24 protein-coding genes and 1 pseudogene are annotated in these 26,154 nt (G+C 61.3%); 13 read left to right on the top strand and 12 right to left on the bottom strand.

Translation table 11 applies throughout. The features are described 5' to 3' along the window. Positions 1-95: 95 nt before the first annotated feature. Together hemE and C4J88_RS25060 are read left to right on the top strand one after the other, a co-directional pair. Positions 96-1,163 (top strand): uroporphyrinogen decarboxylase, encoded by a 1,068-nt coding sequence (gene hemE, locus C4J88_RS25065; protein ID WP_124368627.1) that lies wholly within the window; start codon positions 96-98, stop codon positions 1,161-1,163. Between the two features lie 500 nt (positions 1,164-1,663). Continuing rightward, a complete protein-coding gene (locus C4J88_RS25060) occupies positions 1,664-2,767 on the top strand; it encodes a GlxA family transcriptional regulator (protein ID WP_124364728.1) in 1,104 nt (367 codons plus the stop codon). Here the strand turns inward: C4J88_RS25060 and C4J88_RS27895 are convergent. From C4J88_RS27895 to C4J88_RS25030, 6 genes and pseudogenes are all read right to left on the bottom strand, one after another. Next, a pseudogene (locus C4J88_RS27895) lies at positions 2,766-2,885 on the bottom strand (outer membrane lipoprotein carrier protein LolA); the annotation flags it as partial. The gene C4J88_RS25060 and the pseudogene C4J88_RS27895 sit on opposite strands and share 2 nt — an antisense overlap. Then, positions 2,882-3,145 (bottom strand): hypothetical protein, encoded by a 264-nt coding sequence (locus C4J88_RS25050; protein WP_124368626.1) that lies wholly within the window; start codon positions 3,143-3,145, stop codon positions 2,882-2,884. The gene C4J88_RS25050 and the pseudogene C4J88_RS27895, both read right to left, overlap by 4 nt. Before the next feature lie 224 nt (positions 3,146-3,369). Beyond that, entirely contained in the window at positions 3,370-3,861 is a 492-nt protein-coding gene (locus C4J88_RS25045) for a thioesterase family protein (RefSeq protein WP_124408377.1), read from the bottom strand. 27 nt (positions 3,862-3,888) lie between these two features. After that, positions 3,889-4,854: an L-carnitine dehydrogenase gene (locus tag C4J88_RS25040; protein ID WP_124408376.1), complete on the bottom strand. Its 966-nt coding sequence runs from the start codon at positions 4,852-4,854 to the stop codon at positions 3,889-3,891. A 144-nt stretch (positions 4,855-4,998) separates the two neighbouring features. Continuing rightward, entirely contained in the window at positions 4,999-5,886 is an 888-nt protein-coding gene (locus C4J88_RS25035) for a 3-keto-5-aminohexanoate cleavage protein (RefSeq protein ID WP_124372105.1), read from the bottom strand. A 72-nt stretch (positions 5,887-5,958) separates the two neighbouring features. Further along, positions 5,959-6,903 carry a choline ABC transporter substrate-binding protein gene (locus tag C4J88_RS25030; protein WP_124405496.1) on the bottom strand — a complete coding sequence of 315 codons (945 nt, stop codon included), beginning with the start codon at positions 6,901-6,903 and terminating at the stop codon, positions 5,959-5,961. Positions 6,904-7,096: 193 nt separating this feature from the next. Between C4J88_RS25030 and C4J88_RS25025 the strand changes: the two genes are divergently transcribed. Continuing rightward, on the top strand, positions 7,097-8,041 hold the full coding sequence (locus C4J88_RS25025; RefSeq protein ID WP_164487734.1) for a GlxA family transcriptional regulator: 945 nt from the start codon (positions 7,097-7,099) through the stop codon (positions 8,039-8,041). A gap of 178 nt (positions 8,042-8,219) precedes the next feature. Here C4J88_RS25025 and C4J88_RS25020 read toward each other — a convergent pair whose 3' ends face one another. Together C4J88_RS25020 and C4J88_RS25015 are read right to left on the bottom strand one after the other, a co-directional pair. Further along, entirely contained in the window at positions 8,220-8,636 is a 417-nt protein-coding gene (locus C4J88_RS25020) for a DUF3010 family protein (RefSeq protein WP_124408374.1), read from the bottom strand. A 40-nt stretch (positions 8,637-8,676) separates the two neighbouring features. After that, the gene (locus C4J88_RS25015; protein WP_124364720.1) at positions 8,677-9,078 is read right to left on the bottom strand and encodes a lysozyme inhibitor LprI family protein; all 402 of its coding nucleotides are present in this window, start codon (positions 9,076-9,078) and stop codon (positions 8,677-8,679) included. A 218-nt stretch (positions 9,079-9,296) separates the two neighbouring features. On the opposite strand from C4J88_RS25015, the gene C4J88_RS25010 reads away from it, so the two are divergent. The 6 genes from C4J88_RS25010 (at position 9,297) to C4J88_RS24985 (ending at position 17,050) form a co-directional block, all read left to right on the top strand. Beyond that, entirely contained in the window at positions 9,297-10,274 is a 978-nt protein-coding gene (locus C4J88_RS25010; protein WP_005792153.1) for a dipeptidase, read from the top strand. A 52-nt stretch (positions 10,275-10,326) separates the two neighbouring features. After that, positions 10,327-10,857 (top strand): DUF5943 domain-containing protein, encoded by a 531-nt coding sequence (locus C4J88_RS25005; RefSeq protein ID WP_124368619.1) that lies wholly within the window; start codon positions 10,327-10,329, stop codon positions 10,855-10,857. 15 nt (positions 10,858-10,872) lie between these two features. Further along, positions 10,873-12,933 carry a dimethylglycine demethylation protein DgcA gene (gene dgcA, locus C4J88_RS25000; RefSeq protein WP_124408373.1) on the top strand — a complete coding sequence of 687 codons (2,061 nt, stop codon included), beginning with the start codon at positions 10,873-10,875 and terminating at the stop codon, positions 12,931-12,933. 172 nt (positions 12,934-13,105) lie between these two features. Further along, positions 13,106-15,049: a dimethylglycine demethylation protein DgcB gene (gene dgcB, locus C4J88_RS24995; protein ID WP_124408372.1), complete on the top strand. Its 1,944-nt coding sequence runs from the start codon at positions 13,106-13,108 to the stop codon at positions 15,047-15,049. Next, positions 15,049-16,269, top strand: a complete 1,221-nt coding sequence (locus C4J88_RS24990) for an electron transfer flavoprotein subunit alpha/FixB family protein (protein WP_124408371.1) — start codon at positions 15,049-15,051, stop codon at positions 16,267-16,269. Before dgcB ends, C4J88_RS24990 begins: the two co-directional genes overlap by 1 nt. A 10-nt stretch (positions 16,270-16,279) precedes the next feature. Then, positions 16,280-17,050, top strand: coding sequence for an electron transfer flavoprotein subunit beta (locus C4J88_RS24985; protein ID WP_124408370.1), 771 nt, complete (start codon positions 16,280-16,282; stop codon positions 17,048-17,050). 627 nt (positions 17,051-17,677) lie between these two features. On the opposite strand, the gene gbcA is transcribed toward C4J88_RS24985, so the two are convergent. Continuing rightward, positions 17,678-18,973 (bottom strand): glycine-betaine demethylase subunit GbcA, encoded by a 1,296-nt coding sequence (gbcA, locus tag C4J88_RS24980; protein ID WP_124368614.1) that lies wholly within the window; start codon positions 18,971-18,973, stop codon positions 17,678-17,680. A 284-nt stretch (positions 18,974-19,257) separates the two neighbouring features. On the opposite strand from gbcA, the gene gbcB reads away from it, so the two are divergent. Next, positions 19,258-20,358 (top strand): glycine-betaine demethylase subunit GbcB, encoded by a 1,101-nt coding sequence (gbcB, locus tag C4J88_RS24975; protein ID WP_124364713.1) that lies wholly within the window; start codon positions 19,258-19,260, stop codon positions 20,356-20,358. Positions 20,359-20,495: 137 nt separating this feature from the next. On the opposite strand, the gene C4J88_RS24970 is transcribed toward gbcB, so the two are convergent. The 3 genes from C4J88_RS24970 to C4J88_RS24960 form a co-directional block, all read right to left on the bottom strand. Then, positions 20,496-21,029 carry a transposase gene (locus C4J88_RS24970; RefSeq protein ID WP_124408369.1) on the bottom strand — a complete coding sequence of 178 codons (534 nt, stop codon included), beginning with the start codon at positions 21,027-21,029 and terminating at the stop codon, positions 20,496-20,498. A gap of 88 nt (positions 21,030-21,117) precedes the next feature. Continuing rightward, on the bottom strand, positions 21,118-21,318 hold the full coding sequence (locus tag C4J88_RS24965) for a hypothetical protein (RefSeq protein ID WP_124368612.1): 201 nt from the start codon (positions 21,316-21,318) through the stop codon (positions 21,118-21,120). A 192-nt stretch (positions 21,319-21,510) separates the two neighbouring features. Beyond that, positions 21,511-22,551 (bottom strand): low specificity L-threonine aldolase, encoded by a 1,041-nt coding sequence (locus C4J88_RS24960; RefSeq protein WP_057723604.1) that lies wholly within the window; start codon positions 22,549-22,551, stop codon positions 21,511-21,513. A gap of 90 nt (positions 22,552-22,641) precedes the next feature. Between C4J88_RS24960 and C4J88_RS24955 the strand changes: the two genes are divergently transcribed. The 3 genes from C4J88_RS24955 to C4J88_RS24945 all read left to right on the top strand — a co-directional run bounded on the left by C4J88_RS24955 (position 22,642) and on the right by C4J88_RS24945 (position 26,149). After that, positions 22,642-23,370, top strand: a complete 729-nt coding sequence (locus C4J88_RS24955) for a TraX family protein (protein WP_124408368.1) — start codon at positions 22,642-22,644, stop codon at positions 23,368-23,370. 252 nt (positions 23,371-23,622) lie between these two features. Next, the gene (gene glyA, locus C4J88_RS24950; protein ID WP_124368610.1) at positions 23,623-24,876 is read left to right on the top strand and encodes a serine hydroxymethyltransferase; all 1,254 of its coding nucleotides are present in this window, start codon (positions 23,623-23,625) and stop codon (positions 24,874-24,876) included. A 22-nt stretch (positions 24,877-24,898) separates the two neighbouring features. After that, positions 24,899-26,149 (top strand): sarcosine oxidase subunit beta, encoded by a 1,251-nt coding sequence (locus C4J88_RS24945; protein WP_010207084.1) that lies wholly within the window; start codon positions 24,899-24,901, stop codon positions 26,147-26,149. Positions 26,150-26,154 lie beyond the last annotated feature (5 nt).

The following is a 26,154-nucleotide window of genomic DNA, read 5'->3' as shown; positions in this document are numbered from 1 at the left end:
TGCAAATCAACCCGATAGACAAAAGGCACGGCGCATTCCGTGCCTTTTGCGTCGCGCTCTGAGAAAATGCCCGCACTTTTTTTGCGGATGCCGACATGACTGCCCTCAAGAACGACCGTTTCCTTCGTGCCCTGCTCAAGCAGCCCGTAGACGTCACGCCCGTGTGGATGATGCGTCAAGCCGGTCGCTACCTGCCGGAATACCGCGCCAGTCGCGCCAATGCCGGCGACTTCATGAGCCTGTGCATGAACCCTACGTTCGCCTGCGAAGTCACGATGCAGCCGCTGGACCGCTACCCGCAACTGGACGCGGCCATCCTCTTCTCCGATATCCTCACCATCCCGGACGCCATGGGCCAAGGCCTGTACTTCGAGACCGGCGAAGGCCCGCGTTTCAGGAAAGTCGTCAGTACCCTGGCTGATATCGAAGCCTTGCCGATCCCTGATCCGCACAAAGACCTCGGCTACGTGATGGATGCCGTCAGCACCATCCGCCGCGAGCTCAACGGCCGCGTGCCACTGATCGGTTTCTCCGGCAGCCCATGGACCCTGGCCACCTACATGGTCGAAGGCGGCTCGTCGAAAGACTTCCGCAAGACCAAGGCCATGCTCTACGACAACCCGCACGCCATGCACCTGCTGCTGGACAAGCTGGCGCAGTCGGTCACCTCGTACCTCAATGGCCAGATCATGGCCGGCGCGCAAGCGGTGCAGATTTTCGATACCTGGGGCGGCAACCTGTCGGCGGCGGCGTACCAGGAATTCTCCCTGGCCTACATGCGCAAGATCGTCAGCGGCCTGATCCGCGAACACGAAGGCCGCAAGGTGCCGGTCATCCTGTTCACCAAGGGTGGTGGCCTGTGGCTGGAAAGCATCGCCGACGCCGGTGCCGATGCCCTGGGCCTGGACTGGACCTGCGATATCGGCGAAGCCCGCCGCCGCGTTGGTAACCAGGTCGCGCTGCAAGGCAACATGGACCCGACCGTGCTGTATGCCAAGCCGGAAGCGATCCGCACCGAAGTCGGGCGCATCCTCGCCAGCTACGGCAAAGGCACCGGACACGTGTTCAACCTGGGTCATGGCATCACCCCGGAAGTGAACCCGGAGCATGCCGGCGCGTTCCTGCGCGCGGTGCACGAGCTGTCGGCGCAATATCACGAGTAACACGCAAGACCAATGTGGGAAGGGGTTGCTCCCTCCCACATTTTGACCTGTGAATACATTTCAACGGTGGGTGGAGACTTGCCCCCGATAGCGCCAGTGCAGCCAGCACTGCTCATAAAGTGAACACCCGAGCCCAAAGCGCCACCTTTTAGCGCGTCGCAAATAGATAAGTAGCTCGCGAACGATTTCTCCCTCGACCACCCGTCTCCCGTGCGTTGGGTGACAGACTTCTCCTACGCCCGCAAAGCGCCTTCCCACAAGTGCTACCGATCTGCTCACGGCCCTCTGGCCTTCGGCCTCGTGCGTCATATCCCGCGTTTAATCGGCGGGCTTATATAGACGCATCAACAGGTCGTTTTCAGGATTTGTTGAATGGCCATTCAATTTCAGGCATGGCATTTGCTCTATCAATTCAAAGCCTCTCTCCCTCTCAGGAGATGAGCGCAATAACAAGAGCCTCGCCTGAGGCCATCACCCGCTTTGTGTGAGGAGATACCGCGATGACGTCGTTCAACTCAGGGGCTCAACCCCAGAACCGTGCGCCTCAATCCATCGGCTTTTTGCTGCTGGACAATTTCACGCTGATTTCCCTGGCGTCGGCCGTGGAACCTCTGCGCATGGCCAACCAGCTGTCCGGCCGCGAGTTGTATCGCTGGACCACCCTGAGTGTCGACGGCAACCAAGTATGGGCCAGTGACGGCCTGCAGATCACCCCCGATGCCGCCATGCACAAGGCCCCGGCCCTGGACACGGTGATCGTGTGCGGTGGCGTGGGCATCCAGCGCACCGTCACCCGCGAACACGTGTCGTGGCTGCAAAGCCAGGCGCGTCAATCCCGTCGTCTCGGTGCGGTCTGCACCGGCAGCTGGGCCCTGGCCTGCGCGGGCCTGCTCGACGGTTTCGATTGCAGCGTGCATTGGGAATGCCTGGCGTCGATGCAGGAAGCGTTTCCCCGCGTGGCCATGAGCACACGCCTGTTCACCCTCGATCGCAACCGTTTCACCAGCTCCGGCGGCACCGCGCCGTTGGACATGATGCTGCACCTGATCAGCCGCGACCACGGCCGTGAGCTGTCGGCCGCCATCTCCGAGATGTTCGTGTACGAACGCATCCGCAACGAACAGGATCACCAGCGTGTGCCGCTCAAGCACATGCTCGGCACCAACCAGCCGAAGCTGCAGGAAATCGTGGCGCTGATGGAAGCCAACCTGGAAGAGCCCATCGACCTGGACGAGCTGGCGGTCTATGTCGCCGTGTCGCGTCGCCAGCTGGAAAGGTTGTTCCAGAAATACCTGCACTGTTCGCCGTCGCGCTACTACCTCAAGTTGCGCCTGATCCGTGCGCGGCAGTTGCTCAAGCAAACGCCGATGTCGATCATCGAAGTGGCGTCGGTGTGCGGGTTTGTGTCCACCCCGCACTTCTCCAAGTGCTACCGCGAATACTTCGGCATTCCGCCGCGCGATGAGCGTGTAGGCTCCAACACCACCCAGCAGGTGGCGATGCTGCCGATTCCGCAGGCGCTGGTGTTGTCACCGTTGTCGGGGCCGATGTCGGCGTTGAGCCAGGCCAGGAATGAGTCGACTTTCGCGAGTGTAAGGCTCTAACTGTAGGAGCGAGCTTGCTCGCGAAAAAAGCAAGAGCGACGCGGGGTAACTGGGGCCCCGCGTCATCGTTGACGATCTTCGCGAGCAAGCTCGCTCCTACAGGGAAGGTGGCTGTCAGGCGCCGCGGTTCTGCTTGAACTGCACCAAGGCCGGCAACAACTGCTTATCGATCGCCTGACGCACCGCCGGCAGAATCGTCGCGCTGCCGCTGTACATCTGCTCAACCATACCCTTGAGCGCCTTGGCCCGTGCCTCGCTCAAACCGCGTACCGCGCACTCGCAAGCCTGCTCGGCGCTGGCACCGCTGGACACTTCGAAACCCAACGAGCGCAGTTGGCCCAGCAGGTCATCCTGGTCAATCAAATCCGCATGCATCATGACGTTTATCCTGGTGAGGGGAGCGGGGTTCGACCTCGATTCTGGTAGCCGCCCAGGCGGTCGGCAAGGGCAGAATGCGTGAATGCCTCAGATGGCTATGAGGGTGTCGTTTTCGGGCCATGCGCCAGGTGCACTTACCGGCACACTGGTCCCAGGCACGCAGCTTGATGGTTTGGTCACCCTCCGGATGCACGGCTCACACAAGGCACTCTGCCCCGATCCAGTCACGGCTGGCTCGGGGCTTTTTTTGCCGGCAAGCCAATGACACGGCCAAGCAGGGCGGGCATTGGCAGCTCGGCCTGTGCGGCGCTGATAGCCGTCAGCCTTTCCAGCGCGGCCTCGGTGAACGGCGTGGCATGCGGCCCTGCCAGGTCGACATGCAGCAGCATCTGTTCGTTGCCGGCCAGTTCCTTGTCATCGTCCACCGGGTGCAGACTGTGATAGAGATGCAGGCGCTTGGCGTCGTGGGCGATCAGTTGGGTGCGCACCTGCACCTTGGTACCCAGCTTCACTTCGTGCAGGTAGTTCAGATGCAACTCGAGAGTGAACAGCGAGTGTCCGCTGGCTTCGCGGTTGTCACTGTCCAGGCCCAGTACATCCATCAGTGCGTCGGTGGCGTAGCTGAAGATCAGCAGGTAGAACGCATCGCGCAGGTGGCCGTTGTAGTCGACCCATTCAGGCAGGATTTGAGTGGTGTAGGTTTTCAATGCGGGCATGGATCCAGACTCGGTCAAGAATGTGGGTTATTCGGCGAAGCTCATGCCGTGTTTGGCTTTAGTCACTTTGACTGCCTCCAATACCGCCAGCAGGCAATCATCACGATAGCGCTCCAGCGCCGCAATGCTGTGTTTGCCTAACTGGTCGCGGGTGCCATCGACCACATCGTCGATCAATTTGTCAGTGAGCTCCGGCGCCGGCAAATAGGTCCACGGCAACTGCAATGCCGGGCCGAACTGCGCCATGAAGTGGCGCATGCCCGCATCGCCACCGGCCAGGGTGTAGGTGAGGAAGGTGCCCATGAACGACCAGCGCAGCCCGGCGCCAAAGCGAATCGCGTCGTCGATTTCGCCGGTGGTCGCCACGCCATCGTTGACCAGGTGCAGCGCCTCGCGCCACAGCGCTTCCAGCAGGCGGTCAGCAATAAACCCCGGCACTTCCTTGCGCACGTGCAGTGGGCGCATGCCGAGGGATTCATAGACCTTGATCGCGGCCTGGATCGCCTCCGGTGCGGTGTGCTTGCCGCCGACCACTTCCACTAACGGCAGCAGGTAAACCGGGTTGAACGGGTGGCCAACCACGCAACGCTCCGGGTGGGTCGAACCCTCATAAAATTCACTTGGCAATAGCCCGGACGTGCTCGAGCCGATCAACGCATTCGGCTTGGCTGCGGCGCTGATCTTGCGGTGCAAATCCAGTTTCAGCTCCAGGCGTTCCGGAGCGCTTTCCTGGATGAAGTCGGCGTCCCTTACGCATTCCTCAATGGTGGCAACAAAGCGCAGGCGCGCCTGGGATGCTCCCGGCGCCAGGCCTTGTTGCTCCAGGGCGCCCCAGGCGTTGGCGACACGTTTGCGCAGGGCCGCTTCGGCGCCGGGCGCCGGGTCCCAGGCCACGACGTCCAGGCCGTGGGCGAGGGCGCGGGACACCCAGCCGCTGCCGATAACGCCGCTGCCGAGGGCAGCGAAGGTTTTGATTTCGGTGATAAAGCTCATTGGCACATTCCTAAAGCGTTCGGTGATCCCTTGTGGGAGGGGGCTTGCTCCCGATGACGGTGTTTCAGTCATGCATCTTTAGGCTGATCCACCGCTATCGGGAGCAAGCCCCCTCCCACATTTTTGATTCGGTTTTGGCAGGGACTAGCCGCGTTTGGCCAGGCCCATCTTGATGCGGCCTTCCGCCGGGGTCATGACCCGCGCCCCCAGGCGGCTGAGGATTTCACCGGCGCGCTCCACCAACTGCCCATTGGTGGCAAGCACGCCTTTGTCCAGCCACAGGTTGTCTTCCAGGCCGACCCGCACATTGCCGCCCAGCAGCACCGCCTGCGCCGCCATCGGCATCTGCATGCGGCCGATGCCGAAGCCGGCCCACACGGCGTCGGCGGGCAAGTTGTCGACCATGGCTTTCATGGTGGTGGTGTCGGCCGGCGCGCCCCACGGGATGCCCAGGCACAGTTGAAACAGCGGGTTGTCGAGCAGGCCTTCCTTGATCATCTGCTTGGCGAACCACAGGTGGCCGGTGTCGAAAATCTCCAGCTCGGCTTTAACGCCCAACGCCTGGATACGCTTGGCGCCGGCGCGCAATTGCGCCGGAGTGGACACGTAAATGGTGTCGCCATCGCCGAAGTTCAGGGTGCCGCAATCAAGGGTGCAGATTTCCGGCAGCAATTGCTCGACATGGGCCAGGCGCGTCAGTGGGCCGACCAGGTCGGTGTTGGGACCGAACTCCATGGGGTGCTCGCCACTGCCGATCTCCAGGTCGCCGCCCATGCCGGCGGTGAGATTGACGATGATGTCGATGTCGGCCTCGCGGATGCGCTCCATCACTTCGCGGTACAGCGCCACGTCGCGGCTGAACTTGCCGGTGTGCGGGTCACGCACATGGCAGTGCACCACGGTCGCGCCGGCCTTGGCGGCTTCCACGGCGGCGGCCGCGATTTGTTTTGGGGTGACCGGCACGTGCGGGCTTCTGGCGGTCGTGTCGCCAGCACCGGTGAGTGCGCAGGTGATGATGACGTCGTGGTTCATGAGGCGGTTCCTTACAGGCGTGGGGGTGCCGTTCGCAGCCGGTCGGGGCTGCGAAGCGGTGTCTGGAAAAGGTTATTTAACGGTCAGTTGGAGGTTGGCCGCAGCCGGCTTGCCATCGAAGGTGGTCACACCTTCCAGCCAGCGCGCCTGGTCTTGCGGGTGATCCTTGAGCCACTGCTTGGCCGACTCGATGGGGTCCTTGTGGTCCAGCAAGGGCTGCATCATCCGGCTCTCATCGGCGGCGGTGAAGGTCAGGTTGGTCAGCAGCTTGTGTACGTTGGGGCACTGCTCGGCATAGGTCGGTGAGGTGACGGTCCACACGGTTGCCCTGCCTTCATTCGGGCCCAGGGCGTCGTCGCTGCCGGTGAGGTAAGTCATCGCCACGTTGACGTTCATCGGGTGCGGCGCCCAGCCGAAGAACACCACAGGCTCCTTGCGTCGTACCGCGCGGTCGACTGCAGAGAGCATGGCGGCTTCGCTGGATTCGACCAGTTGGAACTTGCCCAGGCCGAACTGGTTCTTGGCGATCATGGCCTTGATCTGGGTATTGGCGCCCGAACCCGGCTCGATGCCGTAGATCTTGCCGCCCAACTCTTTTTCGAAGCGGGCGATGTCGGCAAAGGTTTTCAGGCCCTTGTCCGCCAGGTAAGTCGGCACGGCGAGGGTGGCGCGGGCGTCTTCCAGGCTCGGTTTGTCGAGCACTTTGACTTGCTTGGCGTCGACGAACGGCGTGATGGTCTGGGTCATCAACGGGTTCCAGTAGCCCAGGAACAGATCCAGGCGCTGGTCGCGAATGCCGGCAAAGATGATCTGCTGGGACGCGCTGGTTTGTTTGGTCTTGTAGCCGAGGCCGTCGAGCAGCACTTGGGTCATGGCGCTGGTGGCGATCACGTCGGTCCAGTTCACCACGCCCAGGCGCACGTTCTGGCAGGAAGCGGCATCCGCTGCCATGACGGGGGTGCTCAAAATAGCGCTGACGCTGAGTGCAAGCACGCTGCGGCTGATCAGTCGGTTCATGGTGAATCCCTCGGCAGGTCGTTATTGTGGGGTCCGGCGTCTTTGCGCGCCGTGCAGCCAAGTTACGTACCTTGAGCAGCGCCGAAACGCACAGCGGCGACCGGCTCTTGCACTGCAGCGACCTGCGCGCTTGAATCCGCCCTTGAACGGGAGTATCACAGTGCCACGCTGGTCGTCCTACGAGAGCGCCATCATGTCCCAGGATTTTTATTTTTTGCTGATGCCGGGGTTCTCGGCCATCGGCTTTATCTCCGCCCTTGAGCCGTTGCGTGTGGCCAACCGCTTTCGTGGCGATTTGTACCGCTGGCACATACTGAGCGCCGACGGCGGTGCGGTACTGGCGAGCAACGGCATGTCGGTCAATGCCGACGCCGCACTGGAACCGCTGAAAAAGGGTGCGACGCTGTTGGTGGTGGCCGGCTTCGAACCGCTGCAGTTTGCCACGCCGACGCTGGATCACTGGCTGCGCCGTCTCGACCACGACGGCGTGACCCTCGGCGCCATCGACACCGGCGCCTGCGTGCTGGCCGAAGCGGGCCTGCTCGACGGCCACCGCCTGACCTTGCACTGGGAAGCCATCGATGCGTTCAAGGAATCGTATCCGCACCTGAGCGTCACCCAGGAACTGTTCGAGATCGACCGCCGTCGCATCACCTGTGCCGGCGGCACCGCATCCATCGACCTGATGCTCGACCTGATCGCCCAGGCCCACGGCCCGGACCTGGCGATTCAGGTGTCCGAACAGTTTGTGCTGGGCCGCATCCGCCCGCGCAAAGACCACCAGCGCATGCAGATCGCCACCCGCTACGGCATCAACAACAAAAAACTGGTGCAGGTGATCGGCGAGATGGAGCAACACACCGAACCACCCCTGAGTACCTTGGCCCTGGCCGACGCGATCAAGGTTACCCGGCGCCAACTGGAACGGCTGTTTCGCCTGCACCTGAATGACACGCCAAGCAACTTCTACCTTGGCCTGCGCCTGGAAAAAGCCCGGCAACTGCTGCGCCAGAGCGATATGAGCGTGCTGGAAGTGAGCCTTGCGTGCGGGTTTGAGTCGCCGTCTTATTTCACTCGCAGTTATCGGGCGAGGTTTGCCAAGTGTCCGAGGGAGGATCGGCGACGGGAGGTGGTTTGACCGTTTTTTAGTCAATTATAGTGGCGGCTATAATTTATAGTCGTTTCCATAATTAGGTATAAAAGCGGCCAAATGTGGGAGGGGGCTTGCCCCCGATAGCGGTGGGTCAGCAGCACATAGGTGACTGACACACCGCCATCGGGAGCAAGCCCCCTCCCACAGTAGATTTCGGTGTGGCTTATTTTTTCAGCAGGGCTGAACACGCTGTTTTGTAGGCCTCATGCTGATACTTGTTCAGCGTCGCCGACAGTTCAAAGGTGTGCTTCTTGTTCTGCGCGTTAATGGTCTGCGGCGACAGCAAGGTCACCTCCACCCCCTCCAGCAACTGAAACACCCCTTCAATCTTGAACGTGGTCGGGCCACCGGCGAATTCGCCTTTCTTGCTGCGCTTCTTGATCGCGATACGGGTGATGGCATTTGCTTGCACGAACGCCTTCACCTGGGCGGCGAAGGCTTTGACGTTGGCGGCTTCGTCGTCGTCTTCGAGGGCGATTTTCTTGGTGGCCAGGGCGACGTGGTTCAGCGCCTGGTTGTTCAGGGAAGCGACGGCGATGATGGCTTCGCTGCCTTTGATTTCGATACCGCAGAGAGTCATGAAAAGCCCTGGTTCAAAAGGAAAGTCGCAGGATTGTCGCTTATTCCTGCCCAATCGACTCCAAAAACTCCGACCGCTCGTCACTCATCCGCGCCAGGCAATCATTCAGCGCAATCGCATACGCCTTGGTCCCGGTCGCCGCCGGGAAGGTGTCCACCGCGCAATCGGCATCGCGCAGCTTTTCCCACTTCTGCTGGGCATCCTTCAGACGAGCGGTAATGTCGGCGAGCTTGGTCTTGTCGCTGCCGTAGGTGGAACCCATGCGCTCCAGCAGGCCCTGATAGTTGTCTTTCAACAATTGCTCGGCGGTGGTTTTGTTGTAGGTGGCGCATTCCAGGGTTTGCTGGTCGTTCTCGATGCCGTCGCACGGCGTGCTGTCGGTGTCTTCGGCGGCGTGGACGCCGGTTGCGATGAGTGCCAAAGCCAGGAAAATCGATTTCATTGCGCCGTCTCATATCAGGTGATGCGGAATTCTGGCTCAAGCGTAAGACAAAGAACAGCCGCCAGTCAGGCATGTCTACACAGGCTTTGTCGCGGATTGACGCTTTCGGCAATTCCCCTGTCGTTTTTGCACCCGGCTCCGTCGGCCCCTGGGCATATGCTGGCCCCAAAGCGCCGGCAGACGATTCGGCGCATGAATTGCCAATAAGGGGACGCCTGATGAGCCCAGCCGAGTTGCACGCCGACAGCATCGTTATCGACGGTCTGATTATTGCCAAGTGGAACCGCGACCTGTTCGAAGACATGCGCAAAGGTGGCCTGACGGCTGCCAACTGCACGGTGTCGGTGTGGGAAGGCTTCCAGGCCACGATCAATAACATCGTCGCCAGCCAGACCCTGATCCGCGAAAACAGCGACCTGGTGATCCCGGTGAAAACCACCGCCGATATCCGTCGCGCCAAGGAGCAGGGCAAGACCGGCATCATCTTCGGCTTCCAGAATGCCCACGCATTTGAAGACCAGCTCGGCTATGTCGAGATCTTCAAGCAGCTCGGCGTCGGTGTGGTGCAGATGTGCTACAACACCCAGAACCTGGTGGGCACCGGCTGCTACGAGCGCGACGGCGGCCTGTCGGGTTTCGGGCGTGAGATTGTCGCCGAGATGAACCGCGTCGGCATCATGTGCGACCTGTCCCACGTCGGTTCCAAGACCAGCGAAGAAGTCATCCTCGAATCGAAAAAGCCGGTGTGCTATTCCCACTGCCTGCCCTCGGGCCTCAAGGAGCACCCGCGCAACAAATCCGATGAAGAACTCAAGTTCATCGCCGACCACGGCGGGTTTGTCGGCGTGACCATGTTCGCGCCGTTCCTGGCCAAGGGCATCGATTCGACCATCGACGATTACGCCGAAGCCATCGAATACACCATGAACATCGTCGGCGAAGACGCCATCGGCATCGGCACCGACTTCACCCAGGGCCATGGCCAGGATTTCTTTGAAATGCTGACCCATGACAAAGGCTACGCCCGCCGCCTGACCAGCTTCGGCAAGATCATCAACCCGCTGGGCATCCGCACCGTGGGCGAGTTTCCCAACCTCACTGAAACCCTGCTCAAGCGCGGCCATCCTGAACGCGTGGTGCGCAAGATCATGGGCGAGAACTGGGTCAATGTCTTGAAAGACGTCTGGGGCGAATAAGCCAGACACCCACCGGCAACACCACTACGAATTTTTCTGGAGTTAAGTTTCCATGGCCAAGATCGCCCCGCAATTGCCAATCGAAGTCGACAGCGAAACCGGTGTCTGGACCTCCGACGCCCTGCCGATGCTGTACGTGCCGCGCCATTTCTTCGTCAACAACCACATGGGCATCGAAGAAGTGCTGGGTGCCGACGCCTACGCCGAGATCCTCTACAAGGCCGGCTACAAGTCCGCCTGGCACTGGTGTGAAAAGGAAGCCGAATGCCACGGCCTGGAAGGCGTCGCGGTATTCGAGCACTACATGAAGCGCCTGTCGCAACGCGGCTGGGGCCTGTTCAAGATCCAGGACATCGACCTCGATAAAGGCACCGCCAGCGTCAAGTTGGAACATTCGGCCTTCGTCTACGTGTACGGCAAGGTCGGGCGCAAAGTGGACTACATGTTCACCGGCTGGTTTGCCGGCGCGATGGACCAGATCCTTCAAGCGCGTGGCAGCACCCTGCGCACTGTGGCCGAACAAGTCTACGGAGGCTCCGAAGAGGGCCACGATGATGGTTTGTTCACCGTCAAGCCGTTGTAAGCCGAGGACCGTGCCATGGCTTTCGAAGCAATGTTCCAACCGATCCAGATCGGCAAACTGACCATCCGCAACCGCGTGCTCAGTACCGCCCACGCCGAGGTGTATGCCACCGACGGCGGCATGACCACCGACCGCTATGTGAAGTACTACGAAGAGAAGGCCAAGGGCGGTATCGGCCTGGCGATCTGCGGCGGCTCCTCGGTGGTGGCCATCGACAGCCCGCAGGAATGGTGGAGTTCGGTGAACCTGTCCACCGACCGCATCATCCCGCACTTCCAGAACCTGGCCGACGCCATGCACAAGCATGGCGCCAAGATCATGATCCAGATTACCCACATGGGCCGTCGCTCGCGTTGGGACGGCTTCAACTGGCCTACCCTGATGTCGCCGTCCGGCGTGCGTGAGCCGGTGCACCGTGCCACCTGCAAGACCATCGAGCCGGAAGAGATCTGGCGCGTGATCGGCAACTATGCCAGCGCCGCCAAGCGCGCCAAGGCCGGTGGCCTGGATGGGGTGGAATTGTCCGCCGTGCACCAGCACATGATCGACCAGTTCTGGAGCCCGCGGGTCAACAAGCGCACCGATGAATGGGGCGGTACCTTCGAAGGCCGCATGAAGTTCGGCCTGGAAGTGTTGAAGGCCGTGCGCGCCGAAGTCGGTGACGATTTCTGCGTGGGCATGCGCTTGTGCGGCGACGAGTTCCACCCGGACGGCCTGTCCCACGAGGACATGAAGCAGATCGCCAAGTATTACGACGACACCGGCATGCTCGACTTCATCGGCGTGGTCGGCTCGGGGTGCGATACGCACAACACCCTGGCCAACGTGATCCCGAACATGAGTTACCCGCCGGAGCCGTTCCTGCACCTGGCGGCCGGTATCAAGGAAGTGGTGAAGGTCCCGGTGCTGCACGCGCAAAACATCAAGGACCCGAACCAGGCCACGCGCATTCTGGAAGGCGGCTATGTGGACATGGTCGGCATGACCCGCGCGCATATTGCCGACCCGCACCTGATCGCCAAGATCAAGATGGGCCAGATCGACCAGATCAAACAGTGCGTCGGCGCCAACTATTGCATCGACCGCCAGTACCAGGGCCTGGATGTGCTGTGCATCCAGAACGCCGCGACCTCCCGTGAATACATGGGCGTGCCGCACATTATCGAGAAGTCCACCGGGCCTAAACGCAAAGTCGTGGTGGTCGGTGCCGGCCCTGCGGGGATGGAAGCGGCGCGCGTCGCCGCCGAACGTGGCCACGACGTAACCCTGCTGGAGAAGAAAGAATTTATCGGCGGGCAAATCACCACCGCATCGAAAGCGCCGCAGCGTGACCAGATTGCCGGTATCACCCGCTGGTTCCAGTTGGAGCTGGCACGTTTGAAAGTCGATCTGCGCTTGGGCGTGGCGGCTGATGCCGAAACTATCCTCGACATGCGCCCGGACGTGGTGGTGCTGGCCGTCGGTGGGCATCCGTTCATTGAACAGAACGAACACTGGGGTGCTGCCGAAGGCCTGGTGGTGAGCAGTTGGGATGTGCTCGACGGCAAAGTCGCACCGGGCAAGAACGTGCTGGTGTACGACACCATCTGCGAATTCACCGGCATGTCGGTGGCGGATTTCCTTGCGGACAAAGGCTGCCAGGTCGAGATCGTCACCGACGATATCAAGCCGGGCGTGGCCATCGGCGGTACGTCGTTCCCGACTTACTACCGCAGCATGTACCCCAAGGAAGTGATCATGACCGGCGACATGATGCTGGAAAAGGTCTACCGCGAAGGCGACAAGCTGGTGGCGGTGCTGGAGAACGAATACACCGGGGCCAAGGAAGAGCGGGTGGTCGACCAGGTGGTGGTGGAGAACGGCGTGCGCCCGGACGAGGCGATTTATTACGGGCTCAAGGAAGGTTCGCGCAACAAGGGCCAGATTGACGTCGAAGCCCTGTTCGCGATCAAGCCGCAGCCGTGCCTGAGCGAACCGGGTGAGGGGTACTTGTTGTTCCGCATCGGTGACTGTGTGGCCCAGCGCAATACCCACGCTGCCATTTATGACGCCCTGCGCCTCTGCAAGGATTTCTAAGCCGACACCGAGCCAAAGTGGACTCGGTCCAAATGTGGGAGGGGGCTTGCTCCCGATAGCGGTGGGTCAGCTACAGCTATATCAACTGACACTCCGCCATCGGGAGCAAGCCCCCTCCCACATTTCAAGGCCAGTTTCACAGTAGACCTGTGTGGTCTGTGGGAGCTTCACCATGTTGAACACCTTGCTGCCTATTCTTTTGTTTGCCGCCCTGGGCCTTGCCGTCCTCGGCGCCCTGCGCCGGGTGAACATGTGGCGCCGTGGCCGCGCCTCCAAGGTCGACCTGCTCGGTGGCCTTTTGGCCATGCCCAAGCGCTACATGGTCGACCTGCACCATGTGGTCGCCCGCGACAAATACATCGCCAATACCCACGTCGCTACTGCGCTGGGCTTTGTGCTGTCGGCGCTGCTGGCGATCCTTGTGCACGGTTTCGGCCTGCACAACCGCATCCTCGGCTACGCGCTGCTTTTGGCCTCGACCTTGATGTTTGTCGGCGCCATCTTCATGTACCTGCGTCGGCGCAACCCCCCCGCGCGTCTGTCCAAGGGCCCGTGGATGCGCTTGCCGAAAAGCCTGATGGCATTCTCGGTCAGCTTTTTCCTGGTGACCTTGCCGGTGGCCGGCATCTTGCCCGCTGACTTCGGCGGCTGGCTGCTGGCCGCGTTGTTGAGCGTGGGCGTGTTGTGGGGCGTGTCTGAAATGTTCTTCGGCATGACCTGGGGCGGCCCGATGAAGCACGCCTTCGCCGGTGCCTTGCACCTGGCCTGGCACCGCCGCGCCGAGCGCTTCGGCGGTGGCCGTTCCACCGGTTTGAAACCGCTGGACCTCAGTGACAAGACCGCGCCGTTGGGCGTGGAAAAACCCAAGGATTTTACCTGGAACCAATTGCTCGGTTTCGACGCCTGCGTGCAGTGCGGCAAGTGCGAAGCCGCCTGCCCAGCGTTTGCCGCCGGCCAGCCGCTGAACCCGAAAAAACTCATCCAGGACATGGTGGTCGGCCTGGCCGGCGGCACCGATGCCAAATTCGCCGGCAGCCCCTATCCAGGTAAACCGATAGGCGAACACAGCGGCAACCCGCACCAGCCGATCGTCAACGGCCTGGTGGACGCCGAGACCCTGTGGTCCTGCACCACCTGCCGCGCCTGCGTGGAAGAGTGCCCGATGATGATCGAGCACGTGGACGCCATCGTCGACATGCGCCGCTACCTCACCCTGGAAAAGGGCGCTACGCCGAACAAAGGCGCCGAAGTCCTGGAAAACCTGATCGCCACCGACAACCCTGGCGGCTTCGCACCCGGCGGCCGGCTGAACTGGGCGGCGGATTTGAACCTGCCGCTGCTCAGCGAGAAAGGCAGCTGCGAGGTGCTGTTCTGGGTCGGCGACGGTGCCTTCGACATGCGCAACCAACGCACCCTGCGCGCGTTCGTCAAAGTGCTCAAGGCAGCCAAGGTCGACTTCGCTGTGCTTGGCCTGGAAGAACGCGACAGCGGCGACGTGGCGCGGCGCCTGGGCGATGAAGCGACCTTTCAGTTGCTGGCTTCGCGCAATATCCAGACCCTGGCCAAGTACAGCTTTAAACGCATCGTCACCTGCGATCCGCACAGTTTTCATGTGCTGAAAAACGAGTACGGCGCCTTCAACGGCAACTATCTGGTGCAGCACCACAGCACCTTCATGGCCGAGCTGATCGGCGAGGGCGCGCTGAACCTGGGCCAGCACAAAGGCACCAGCGTGACCTATCACGACCCCTGCTATCTGGGCCGCTACAACGGCGAATACGAGGCGCCGCGCCAAGTGCTGCGGGCCCTGGGTATCGAGGTCAAGGAGATGCAGCGCTCGGGCTTTCGTTCACGCTGCTGCGGCGGCGGTGGCGGCGCGCCGATCACCGACATCCCCGGCAAGCAACGCATACCCGACATGCGCATGGACGACATCCGCGAGACCGGCGCCGAACTGGTAGCTGTGGGTTGCCCGCAGTGCACGGCGATGCTCGAGGGTGTGGTCGAGCCGCGCCCGTTGATCAAAGACATTGCCGAATTGGTGGCCGACGCCTTGCTTGAAGATGCGGCACCGGCCAAGGCGCCCAACAAGCGTGAACCTGCGGAGGTGCATTGATGAGCGACATTATCCGCCGCGATCCCCGTGCCGAATGGATCGCCCGTAACCGTCTTCATCCTTTGCACGCGGCGATGCAACCCGTGCAACAGAGCTGGATGGGGCCCAACGGTGTGATCCGCAAGAACGTGCATGGTGTTGGTTTTATCGGCCCCAACGGGATCAAGCGTATCGACCGCAGCGGCGCCCAGCAGGGCGGTGCAGCCAAGCGTACGGCGGCGGTCGAGGTGCTGTTGCCGCTGCACCAGGTGCCAATGCCGGCGTTCTACATCAACGTGGTGCCGGATATGGTCGGTGGCCGCTTGAGCAGCCACGACCGCGATTTGCTCGGCCTGGCCCGGCAACTGGCCGGCAGTGACGGCGCGGTACTGGCGGTGGTGTTTGGTGAACACAAGGAAAGCGCGTTCGCTACAGCGGGTGTAGACCGCCTGCTGGTGCTGGACGGTCACGAGTTCGACGGTTATTCACCGGAGCAGCGCGTCCAGGGCCTGCGGGCTGTGGATAACCAGTTCAACCCGCGTCACTGGTTGCTGCCGGACAGCCGCAGCGGCGGCGGCGAGCTGGGTCGGCGTTTTGCCGCCAGCCTCAAGGAGCGCCCGGCCACGCGGGTGTGGCAGATCAAAGGCCAAGCGTGCATCGGCCGCGCCGGTGCGGGCCAGGAAGATCTGGCCCGGCCATTGCCGCGCCTGATCCTCGCGGCCGCCGAATGTGCCGATCCGGTCAGCGAGACGCGCCATGAAGTCTTGCCCGTGGAGTTATCCACAACCCTGGCGCGCAGCCTGCCACGTATCGAAGACCTCGGCGCAGTGGCGGTAGACCCGGCGGCGATTCCCATGGCCGAAGCGGAATTCATTTTTTCTGGCGGCAACGGCGTGAAGGACTGGGCGCTGTTCCACCAGACCGCCGCAGCCCTGGGCGCCACCGAGGGCGCGTCGCGGGTTGCGGTGGACGATGGCTATATGGCGCGTGATCGCCAGGTCGGCGCCAGCGGCACCTGGGTCACGGCACGGGTGTACGTGGCCGTGGGCATTTCCGGGGCGATCCAGCACCTGCAAGGCATCGGTGCCTGCGACAAGGTGGTGGCGATCAACCTCGACCCGGGTTGCGACATGATCAAGCGTGCCGACCTGTCGGTGATCGGCGAAAGCGCCGCGATTCTGCAAGCCTTGATCGCTGCGGTCGAGGCCTACCGCAACGGCGCCAAGCGCGATGCAGCCTAGGGATATGACCATGACAACCAATGTAATCAGCCTGGTATCCGTCGGCGCCCACCCCACTTCCGGACGCCCGCGCCGTGCCGAACAAGATGCGCGTGCGGTCGAGCTAGGGCTGCAGATGGCTGGGGATAAGTTGCAGGTGCTGCACGCGGGAGACATCAGCGAGCCGACCTTACGCAGCTACCTGGGCATGGGCCTGCCGCAACTGCATGTACTGGAACAGCCGGCGGGCGCCGATGCGTTGCCGGTGCTGAGTGACTATCTACGCGACGCTGGCGCCCAGGTGGTGCTCACCGGCAGCCAGGCGGAAACCGGCGAGGGGTCGGGCATGCTGCCGTTTCTGCTGGCCGAACAATTGGGTTGGCCGCTGATTGTCGGCCTGGCCCAGGTGGAGTCCATCGAAAGCGGCGTGGCCCACGTGCTGCAAGCCTTGCCCCGTGGCCAGCGGCGGCGCTTGAAGGTACGCCTGCCTTTTCTCGCCACTGTGGATAACGCCGCGCCCAAGCCTCGGCAGAGTGCGTACGGCCCGGCGCAACGTGGCGAGCTTGCCGCCCACGAAGTCGAGATTGAACAGGACGAGTTATTCACAGACGCGCTGCTGCAGCCGGCCAAGCCCCGGCCCAAGCGCCTCAAGGTGATCAAGGCCAAGAGCGGCGCCGACCGTATGAAGGCAGCAACGGCCAAGGCCAGCGGGGGCGGTGGGCAGGTGCTCAAGGGCGTGAGCCCTGAAGAGGGCGCGCAAGCCATACTCAAATTGCTCATAGAAGAAGGCGTCGTACGCTGAACCCCTGTGGGTGGGGGCAAGCCCCCTCCCACATTGGACCTGCGGTTTACCCACAATCGCTGTTGATCCGCCTGTGGATAAGATGTTCGCTGTCGGTTACAGGCCTTATAAACAAAGGCTATCCTCAATCTGCTCAAAATCTGATCAAAGGTCGTTTTTACAGCCCTGAAAGTGCTGAACCCCCCGATATATGCAGGTTTGGCGTGGTTTTCCACAGCGTGAGCAAAGTTGCCCCCAAAGTCTGTTGGTGCTTCTGTGGATAAGGTGTTCGCGTTCCTCTGTAGCCCTTGATTACCGTGGCTTACAGGCTTTAGATCAAAAAATGATCAAAGCGGGATAAAACCCCTGTCTATAAATAAGTCACGGATTTTCTTGATTTATTTCCAGAGAAAAAGACAGTTGCCCACAATTGCTGTGGGTGTCTTTGTGGATAAGTTGTTGGGCGAAGGCTGTAGGGCAGGCTTTTAGCGGTCCGCGCGAGAGTTGATCAAATATTGTTCAGCGCCTGGTACAAGTGTGGGAGGGGGCTTGCTCCCGATAGGGATGGATCAGCTTGCACATGCATTGGCTGATACTCCGCTATCGGGGAGCAAGCCCCCTCCCACATTTTGATCCACGGTGTGTCAGTTATTCGTGGGCGGCAACGCCTTTGAGGTAGGGCGCGGGCGCGGCACCGAGGTTGTTCAGCATGCGTTCGCTGTACCAATCGACAAAATTCACCACGCCGAACTCATAGGTCTTGGAGTACGGGCCTGGCTGGTAGGCGGTGGAGTTGATCCCGCGCTGGTTCTCTTCGGCCAGGCGACGGTCCTGGTCGTTGGTGGCATCCCACACTTGGCGCATGCGCTCCACGTCGTAGTCCACGCCTTCCACCGCGTCCTTGTGCACGATCCACTTGGTGGTGACCATGGTTTCCTGGGCACTGATCGGCCACACAGTGAACACGATGATGTGATCGCCCATGCAGTGGTTCCACGAGTGGGGCAGGTGCAGGATGCGCATCGAGCCCAGGTCGGGGTTCTTGATCCGGCCCATCAGTTTTGCGCAGCCCTGCTTGCCGTCCAGGGTCATCGACACGGTGCCCTTGAGCAGTGGCATGCGCACGATACGGTTGCGCAGGCCAAAACTGGCGTGGGCATAAGGAATCTTCTCGGCATCCCAGGCGGCGGCGGAAGCGGCGACGTGGTCCTTGAACGCCTGGTCGGCGCGCGGGTCGGTGACGTCGTCCCATTCCAGCAAGGTTTTCAGCAGTTCCGGGTGCGACGCGTTGCAGTGGTAGCACTCGCGGTTGTTTTCCAGCACCAGCTTCCAGTTGGCTTTTTCAAACAAGGTGGTCTGGATCGCCACCTTGGTGTTCTCCATGTCGTACGGTTCCATGTAATGGTTCAGGGTCGACAGGAAGTCATCGATGGCCGGTGGGTTTTCCGCCAGGCTGATGAAAATGTAGCCGCCGGCGGTCTTCACGTTCACCGGTTTGAGGCCGTACTGCTTCATGTCGAAGTCAGCACCCATCTCGGTGCCGGCGAACAACAGGCGACCGTCCAGCTCGTAGGTCCACTGGTGGTAGTGGCAAACGAGCTTGGCGACCTTGCCCTTTTCGCTGGTGCACAAGCGCGAGCCACGGTGGCGGCATACGTTGTGGAAGGCGTGCACCACACCGTCGGCGCCACGGATCACGATGATCGGGTTCTTGCCCACTTGCAGGGTCAGGTAGTTGCCCTTGGTGGGGATTTCGCAGGTCATGCCGGCAATCAACCACTCTTTCTGGAAGATCTCCTGCATGTCGATATCGAACAGTCGCTCATCAGAGTAAAACGGCTGTGGCAGCGAAAAGGTGCGCTCGCGCTCTTGCAGCATCTGCGCGGTGGCCTTGCGTGCGGGTTCCAGCGGATCGCCCAAGCTTAAGGTTGCGGTGACGTCCATCGTGTATGTCCTCATGGCCATTCTGTGTGGCCGGCGAATAGTGGCTACGGTTGGTGCTGTGCAAGGCGTAAAGAAAGTGTCTTTCGTTGGGAGCGAGTGTGGGCCCGGCGTTGCGTCGAACCTTATCCATGGGCGACATGGCCCAATCTGATCCCGACGCGCAACCCCCTGTCGTTGGGGGCTGGTCGCGGTAAGTATGTGAATGTCGCAGATAGGTAAATGGCGGATTCTCGCGTTACGCAGAATCGCCACCATAAGGCCGAGCCTCGGCGGTGGAGAACAGTATGTCCAACAGCTTCCTGAATCCGGTAACCACCCAGACCTGGGCCAATGGTCGGCACATCGTCCGTTGCGTCAAAGTCATCCAGGAAACCTGGGACGTGCGCACCTTCTGCTTTATGGCCGATCAACCGATCCTGTTCTTTTTCAAGCCCGGGCAGTTCGTCACCCTGGAGCTGGAAATCGAAGGCCAGCCGATCATGCGCTCCTACACCATTTCCAGTTCGCCCTCGGTGCCCTACAGCTTTTCGGTGACCATCAAGCGCGTACCGGGCGGCAAAGTTTCCAACTGGCTGCACGACACGCTGCATGAAGGACAGGAGCTGGCGGTGCACGGGCCGGTGGGGCTGTTCAACGCGATCGACTACACCAATCCGAAAGTGTTGTACCTGAGCGGCGGCGTCGGTATCACCCCGGTGATGTCTATGGCGCGCTGGTTTTACGACACCAACGCCAATGTCGACATGGTCTTCGTGCACAGCGCCCGTTCACCCAAAGACATCATCTACCACCGCGAGCTGGAACACATGGCGTCGCGGATCGACAACTTCAGCCTGCACCTGATTTGTGAGAAGCACGGGCTTGGAGAACCCTGGGCCGGGTACCGCGGCTATCTGAACCACAAGATGCTGGAACTGATGGTGCCGGACTTCCTCGAGCGCGAAGTGTTCTGCTGCGGCCCGACGCCGTACATGAGCGCGGTAAAACGCCTGCTGGAAGCCGCCGGTTTCGACATGACGCGCTATCACGAAGAATCCTTCGGCGCGACGCCGCCGGAAGCACGGGCCGACGCGGTGGAGCAGGCCGAACAAGCCGCTGATGCCCCTGAAGTCGACCTGGCGGACCTGCATCAGGTGGAATTCATTGCGTCCGGCAAGAGCATCCGCGTGGCGCCGGGCGAAACCGTGCATGCGGCGGCGGCCAAGCTTGGCCTGTTGATCCCGAAAGCGTGCGGCATGGGTATCTGCGGCACATGCAAGGTAATGAAGCTGGGCGGCGAGGTGGAGATGGAGCACAACGGCGGGATTACCGAAGAGGACGAAGCCGAGGGTTACATCCTGTCATGCTGCAGTGTGCCGAAGGGCGATGTGCGCATCGAGTTCTGACCCGAGCGCTGGTGACGCGCAGCGTCCAGGGGAGGCATTCCCACGCAGAGCGTGGGAACGATCGATCTTGACCACGCTGATCGTTCCCACGCTCTGCGTGGGAACGCCTCCTGGGACGCTCCGCGTCCCGCCTCTCTTTAGAACCAAGGCTGGATGTTGATCAGCCCTTCCATCCCTGCATAGTTGCGAGCGCTGGAGTACCGCCAGTGTTCTGCGCGGTCCACATAGCCTCGTTTCACGGGGTTGTGATGGATGTAATCAAGCTTCTGACGCATGACGGCCTCGCTGTAGACCAGTTCTGCATGGGAGCCTTCCTGCCAGAGTTGATAAACACGATCTGCCTTGTGCGCACGTTTGCTGAAACGCAGGCGCTGTAACACGCGCTCCGCACCTTTGCTCTGCAGGTCGTCGATGATGGTGCGGGCAGTGAAGGATTTGAATTGGCTGACGCATTTTCCCAAGTCGGGCGCTTGGGCAACGAAGTGCAGGTGGTTTTCCAGCACGACGTAGCCAAACAGGTTTAACGCATGGTTACTTTGTTGATATCGCCAGCAATCTAAAAGATGGTCCACCAAGTAACTGCGGGTGAAGAGTGGCAGCCACTCCATGACCGTACAGGTTAGAAAGTGCGGCTTTTCGGGCTCGGTGATGACGTAGCGGCTTCTACCCACGTGCTCATCCTTGAGTTGGGGTGGGACGCGGAGCGTCCAGGGGAGGAGGCATTCCCACGCAGAGCGTGGGAACGATCAGTGGGGAGGGTTACTGGGCGTAGATGTGGATGACGAAGTGTTGGCCTGAGGCTGTCATTTCGTAGACTTTGTCATAGATCCTGAGCGTTCTGGATGGCTCGCGGATGGTATCGCCGACTTTTGCGTGCTTCCTGAACTCGTCCCAGTCGATGACGGTGGTGCTGTCGGTGCCGTTGCTTTGCAGGGTATTGATGTTGTTTTGATATTCCATGATTAAGCTCTCCATTGGATAGGTATTTCCGGCCGATCATTCGGCAGGTAATAGACCCGAAAGGTGGCAGGTATCGCTGCGTTTCCTTCCGGGTTCCAAGAGGCTAGACAACGAAATCACATTGCGCTGCTGTCAGAAATATCAAAAAACAGACTCGGCAATCGGCCAGCACGGACTGGGCTGATTTCTACTTCAAGCGTTCATCACTTCCCTGATATCGGCCGCCAATTCTCTTACACGCTCTTCCTCGGTATCCCACGCACACATGAAACGTGCGCCGCCTTTGCCGATAAAGGTGTAGAAACGCCAGCCCTTGGCGGTCAGCGCTGCGATGGCCGGTTCCGAGAGTTGCAGGAACACGCCGTTGGCTTGCACCGGGAACATCAGCTCAACGCCGGGAATATCCGCCACCAGGCTGCTGAGCAGTTGCGCGCAGTGGTTGGCGTGGCGCGCATGCTTGAGCCAGGCGTCGTTTTCCAGCAGGCCCACCCACGGTGCCGACAAAAAGCGCATCTTCGACGCCAGTTGGCCGGCCTGTTTGCAGCGGTAGTCGAAGTCTTCGGCCAGCTTGTGGTTGAAGAACAGGATGGCTTCACCCACCGCCATGCCGTTCTTGGTGCCGCCAAAGCACAGCACGTCTACACCGGCCTTCCAGGTCAGATCGGCCGGCGAGCAGCCGAGGAAGGCGCAGGCGTTGGAGAAGCGTGCGCCATCCATGTGCAGGTTCAGGCCCAGCTCCTTGCAGGTGGCGCTGATGGCGCGGATTTCCTCTGGGGTGTAGACGCTGCCGACCTCGGTGGCCTGGGTCAGCGTGACGACGCGCGGTTTCGGGTAGTGGATATCCTGGCGCTTGAGGGCGATTTCGCGGATCGATTCCGGGGTCAGCTTGCCGTTTTCGGTGCGGGCGGTGAGCAGCTTGGAGCCGTTGGAGAAAAACTCCGGCGCGCCGCATTCGTCGGTCTCGACGTGGGCGGTTTCCGAGCAAATCACGCTATGGTAGCTCTGGCACAGCGAAGACAGCGCCAGGGAGTTGGCGGCGGTACCGTTGAAGGCGAAGAACACTTCGCAGTCGGTTTCGAACAGATTGCGGAAACCGTCGGCGGCGCGGTGGGTCCACTCATCATCACCGTAAGCGCGTTGATGGCCCTGGTTGGCTTGTTCCATGGCGGCCCAGGCTTCCGGGCAGATGCCGGAATAGTTGTCGCTGGCGAATTGTTGGCTCTTGTCGGTCATGGCCCATTCCTGTGGTCGATGTTGGTGCGCACTTTAACCAAGATTGGGAGGGGGGCGCACGCACTGTAAATGCAAAGTCGTTGGGGAATTATGCACGGTACTGAAACGATTCCTGTCGGACGTATCCGCGATGGCGCTTTGGATCTGCTCAAGTGGCTGGCACTGCTGAGCATGGTGCTGGACCACCTGCGCTATGTGGGGTTGAGCCTGGATGTGCTGTACGTGCCGGGGCGCCTGGCGTTCCCGTGGTTTTGCCTGGCGATCGCGGCGAACCTGCATCGCGCGCGCAATGCGCCGATGAGCGGCCAGTGGCGCTACCTGGGCTGGCTGCTGTTGTTCAGTGTGATCAGCGAAGTGCCCTACCGGCTGTTCATCGAGGATGCCGATACGTTGAATGTGCTGCCGACCCTGGCACTGGGCGTGCTGGTTGCCAGGGGATGGCAGCACAAAGCCCTTGTTGATCGAGGATTGGCGCTGCTGGCGCTCGCAGCAGGCGCTGTCTTTTCCACGCAACTGATGTTCGGTTTTTTTGGTGTATTGCTGCCACTGGCGATGCTGCTGGTATTCAGCCGGCCATGGTATTTCAGCGTGTTACCGGGTTTGGTTTGCGTAGCCGCCAACCAATGGCAGATTTTGCTCAACAGCGGCTCGATCGTTGCGCTGATCGGGTTGGCCGCGTGCCTGATCGCGCCATTGGCCGGATTGGTCTTGTTGCGACATGCCAAAAGCGCCTCCCCGCCAGCCATGCGTCGCTGGGCGTACGCTCTGTACCCCGCGCATTTCCTCCTGCTGCTACTCATCCGCCAGATCATCGCTTAACCCTTGTGGGAGGGGCGGTGCGACGATTCGACTTGCCCCCGATTGCGGTGTGTCAGCCAGCCTATGTGCAAACTGATGCACCGCTATCGGGAGCAAGCCCCCTCCCACATTTATTTCTGTGTTGTTTGAGCAATGTCGTAAACGCACCTTTGCGTGGCGTGCGCAGGCATTTGACCTGCACGCGCCAGCCCTACCATCGCATCAAAGGGCCCTGCACGGGCCTCAACAATACGAAAGGCTGGGAGAGACGCGATGTTCAGCAAACAAGACCAGATCCAGGGATATGACGACGCACTGCTGGCGGCGATGAATGCCGAGGAGCAGCGTCAGGAAGATCATATCGAGCTGATCGCGTCGGAGAACTACACCAGCAAGCGTGTGATGGAAGCTCAAGGCAGCGGCCTCACCAACAAATACGCCGAAGGCTACCCGGGCAAGCGCTACTACGGTGGCTGCGAGCATGTGGACAAGGTCGAGGCCCTGGCCATCGAGCGCGCCAAGCAGCTGTTCGGCGCCGATTACGCCAACGTGCAGCCGCACTCAGGTTCGTCCGCCAACAGTGCGGTGTACCTGGCGCTGATCAATGCCGGCGACACCATTCTCGGCATGAGCCTGGCCCACGGCGGTCACCTGACCCACGGCGCCAAAGTGTCGTCCTCGGGCAAGCTGTACAACGCGGTGCAGTACGGCATCAACACCGATACCGGGCTGATCGACTACGACGAAGTCGAGCGCCTGGCCGTGGAGCACCAGCCGAAAATGGTCGTGGCTGGTTTCTCTGCCTACTCCAAGACCCTGGATTTCCCTCGCTTCCGTGCGATCGCCGACAAGGTGGGCGCGCTGCTGTTCGTCGACATGGCCCACGTCGCCGGCCTGGTGGCCGCCGGTCTGTACCCGAACCCGCTGCCCTACGCGGACGTGGTCACCACCACTACTCACAAGACCCTGCGCGGTCCACGCGGTGGCCTGATCCTGGCCAAGGCCAACGAAGCCATCGAAAAGAAACTCAACGCGGCTGTCTTCCCCGGCGCCCAGGGCGGCCCGCTGATGCATGTGATCGCCGGCAAGGCGGTGTGCTTCAAGGAAGCAGCAGAGCCAGGCTTCAAGGCGTATCAGCAACAGGTGATCGACAACGCCCAGGCCATGGCCGAAGTGTTCATCAAGCGCGGCTACGATGTGGTCTCCGGTGGCACCGACAACCACTTGTTCCTGGTCAGCCTGATCCGTCAGGGCCTCACCGGCAAAGACGCGGACGCGGCCCTCGGCCGCGCCCACATCACCGTCAACAAGAACGCTGTGCCGAATGACCCGCAGTCGCCGTTCGTGACCTCGGGCCTGCGCATCGGCACCCCGGCGGTGACCACCCGTGGCTTCAAAGTGCCGCAGTGCATCGAACTGGCCGGCTGGATCTGCGACATCCTCGACAACCTCGGCGACGCCGATGTCGAGGCCAACGTGGCCAAGCACGTGTCTGCCCTGTGCGCTGATTTCCCGGTTTATCGCTGAGCGCGGTTTTGGAGTAATGACTATGCAACGCTACTCTGGCTTCGGCCTCTTCAAGCACTCCCTCAGCCATCACGAAAACTGGCAGAAGATGTGGCGCACGCCGACCCCGAAAAAGGTCTACGACGTGGTGATCGTCGGCGGCGGCGGGCATGGTCTGGCGACCGCTTACTACCTGGCCAAAGAGCACGGCATCACCAACGTGGCCGTGGTCGAGAAAGGCTGGCTGGGCGGCGGCAACACGGCGCGCAACACCACCATCGTGCGTTCCAACTACCTGTGGGATGAGTCGGCGCACCTGTATGAACACGCGATGAAACTCTGGGAAGGTTTGTCCCAGGACCTGAACTACAACGTGATGTTCTCCCAGCGCGGTGTCTACAACCTGTGCCACACCCTGCAGGACATCCGCGATTCCGAGCGTCGCGTCAGCGCCAACCGCCTCAACGGCGTGGACGGCGAACTGCTCAACGCCAAACAGGTAGCGGACGAGATCCCGTACCTCGACTGCTCGAAAAACACCCGTTACCCGGTCCTCGGCGCCACCGTGCAACGGCGCGGCGGCGTGGCCCGCCACGATGCCGTGGCCTGGGGTTTCGCCCGCGCCGCTGACGCTCTCGGTGTGGATTTGATCCAGCAGACCGAGGTGATCGGCTTTCGCAAGGAAAACGGCGTGTGCATCGGCGTGGAAACCAACAAGGGCTTTATCGGCGCCAAGCGCGTCGGTGTGGTCACGGCCGGTAACTCCGGGCACATGGCGTCACTCGCCGGGTTCCGTTTGCCGATCGAATCCCACCCGCTGCAAGCGTTGGTGTCGGAGCCGATCAAGCCGATTATCGACAGCGTGATCATGTCCAACGCCGTGCACGGCTACATCAGCCAGTCCGACAAGGGCGACCTGGTGATCGGCGCCGGTATCGACGGCTACAACGGCTACGGCCAGCGTGGTTCGTACCCGGTGATCGAACACACCATCCAGGCCATCGTCGAGATGTTCCCGGTATTGTCCAGGGTGCGCATGAACCGCCAGTGGGGCGGCATCGTCGACACCACGCCGGACGCCTGCCCGATCATCTCCAAGACCCCGGTGCCGAACATGTTCTTCAACTGCGGGTGGGGTACCGGTGGCTTCAAGGCTACGCCGGGCTCAGGCAACGTGTTTGCCGCGAGCCTGGCCAAGGGTGAAATGCACCCGTTGGCCGCTCCTTTCTCCATCGACCGTTTCCACAACGGTGCGCTGATCGACGAACACGGCGCTGCGGCCGTCGCCCACTAACAGGA

It is taken from the genome of Pseudomonas sp. R4-39-08, assembly GCF_003852275.1.
Taxonomy (GTDB): Bacteria; Pseudomonadota; Gammaproteobacteria; order Pseudomonadales; family Pseudomonadaceae; genus Aquipseudomonas.
The sequence above is the reverse complement of the archived record's forward strand: the minus strand, read 5'-3'. Positions and strand labels throughout refer to the sequence as shown.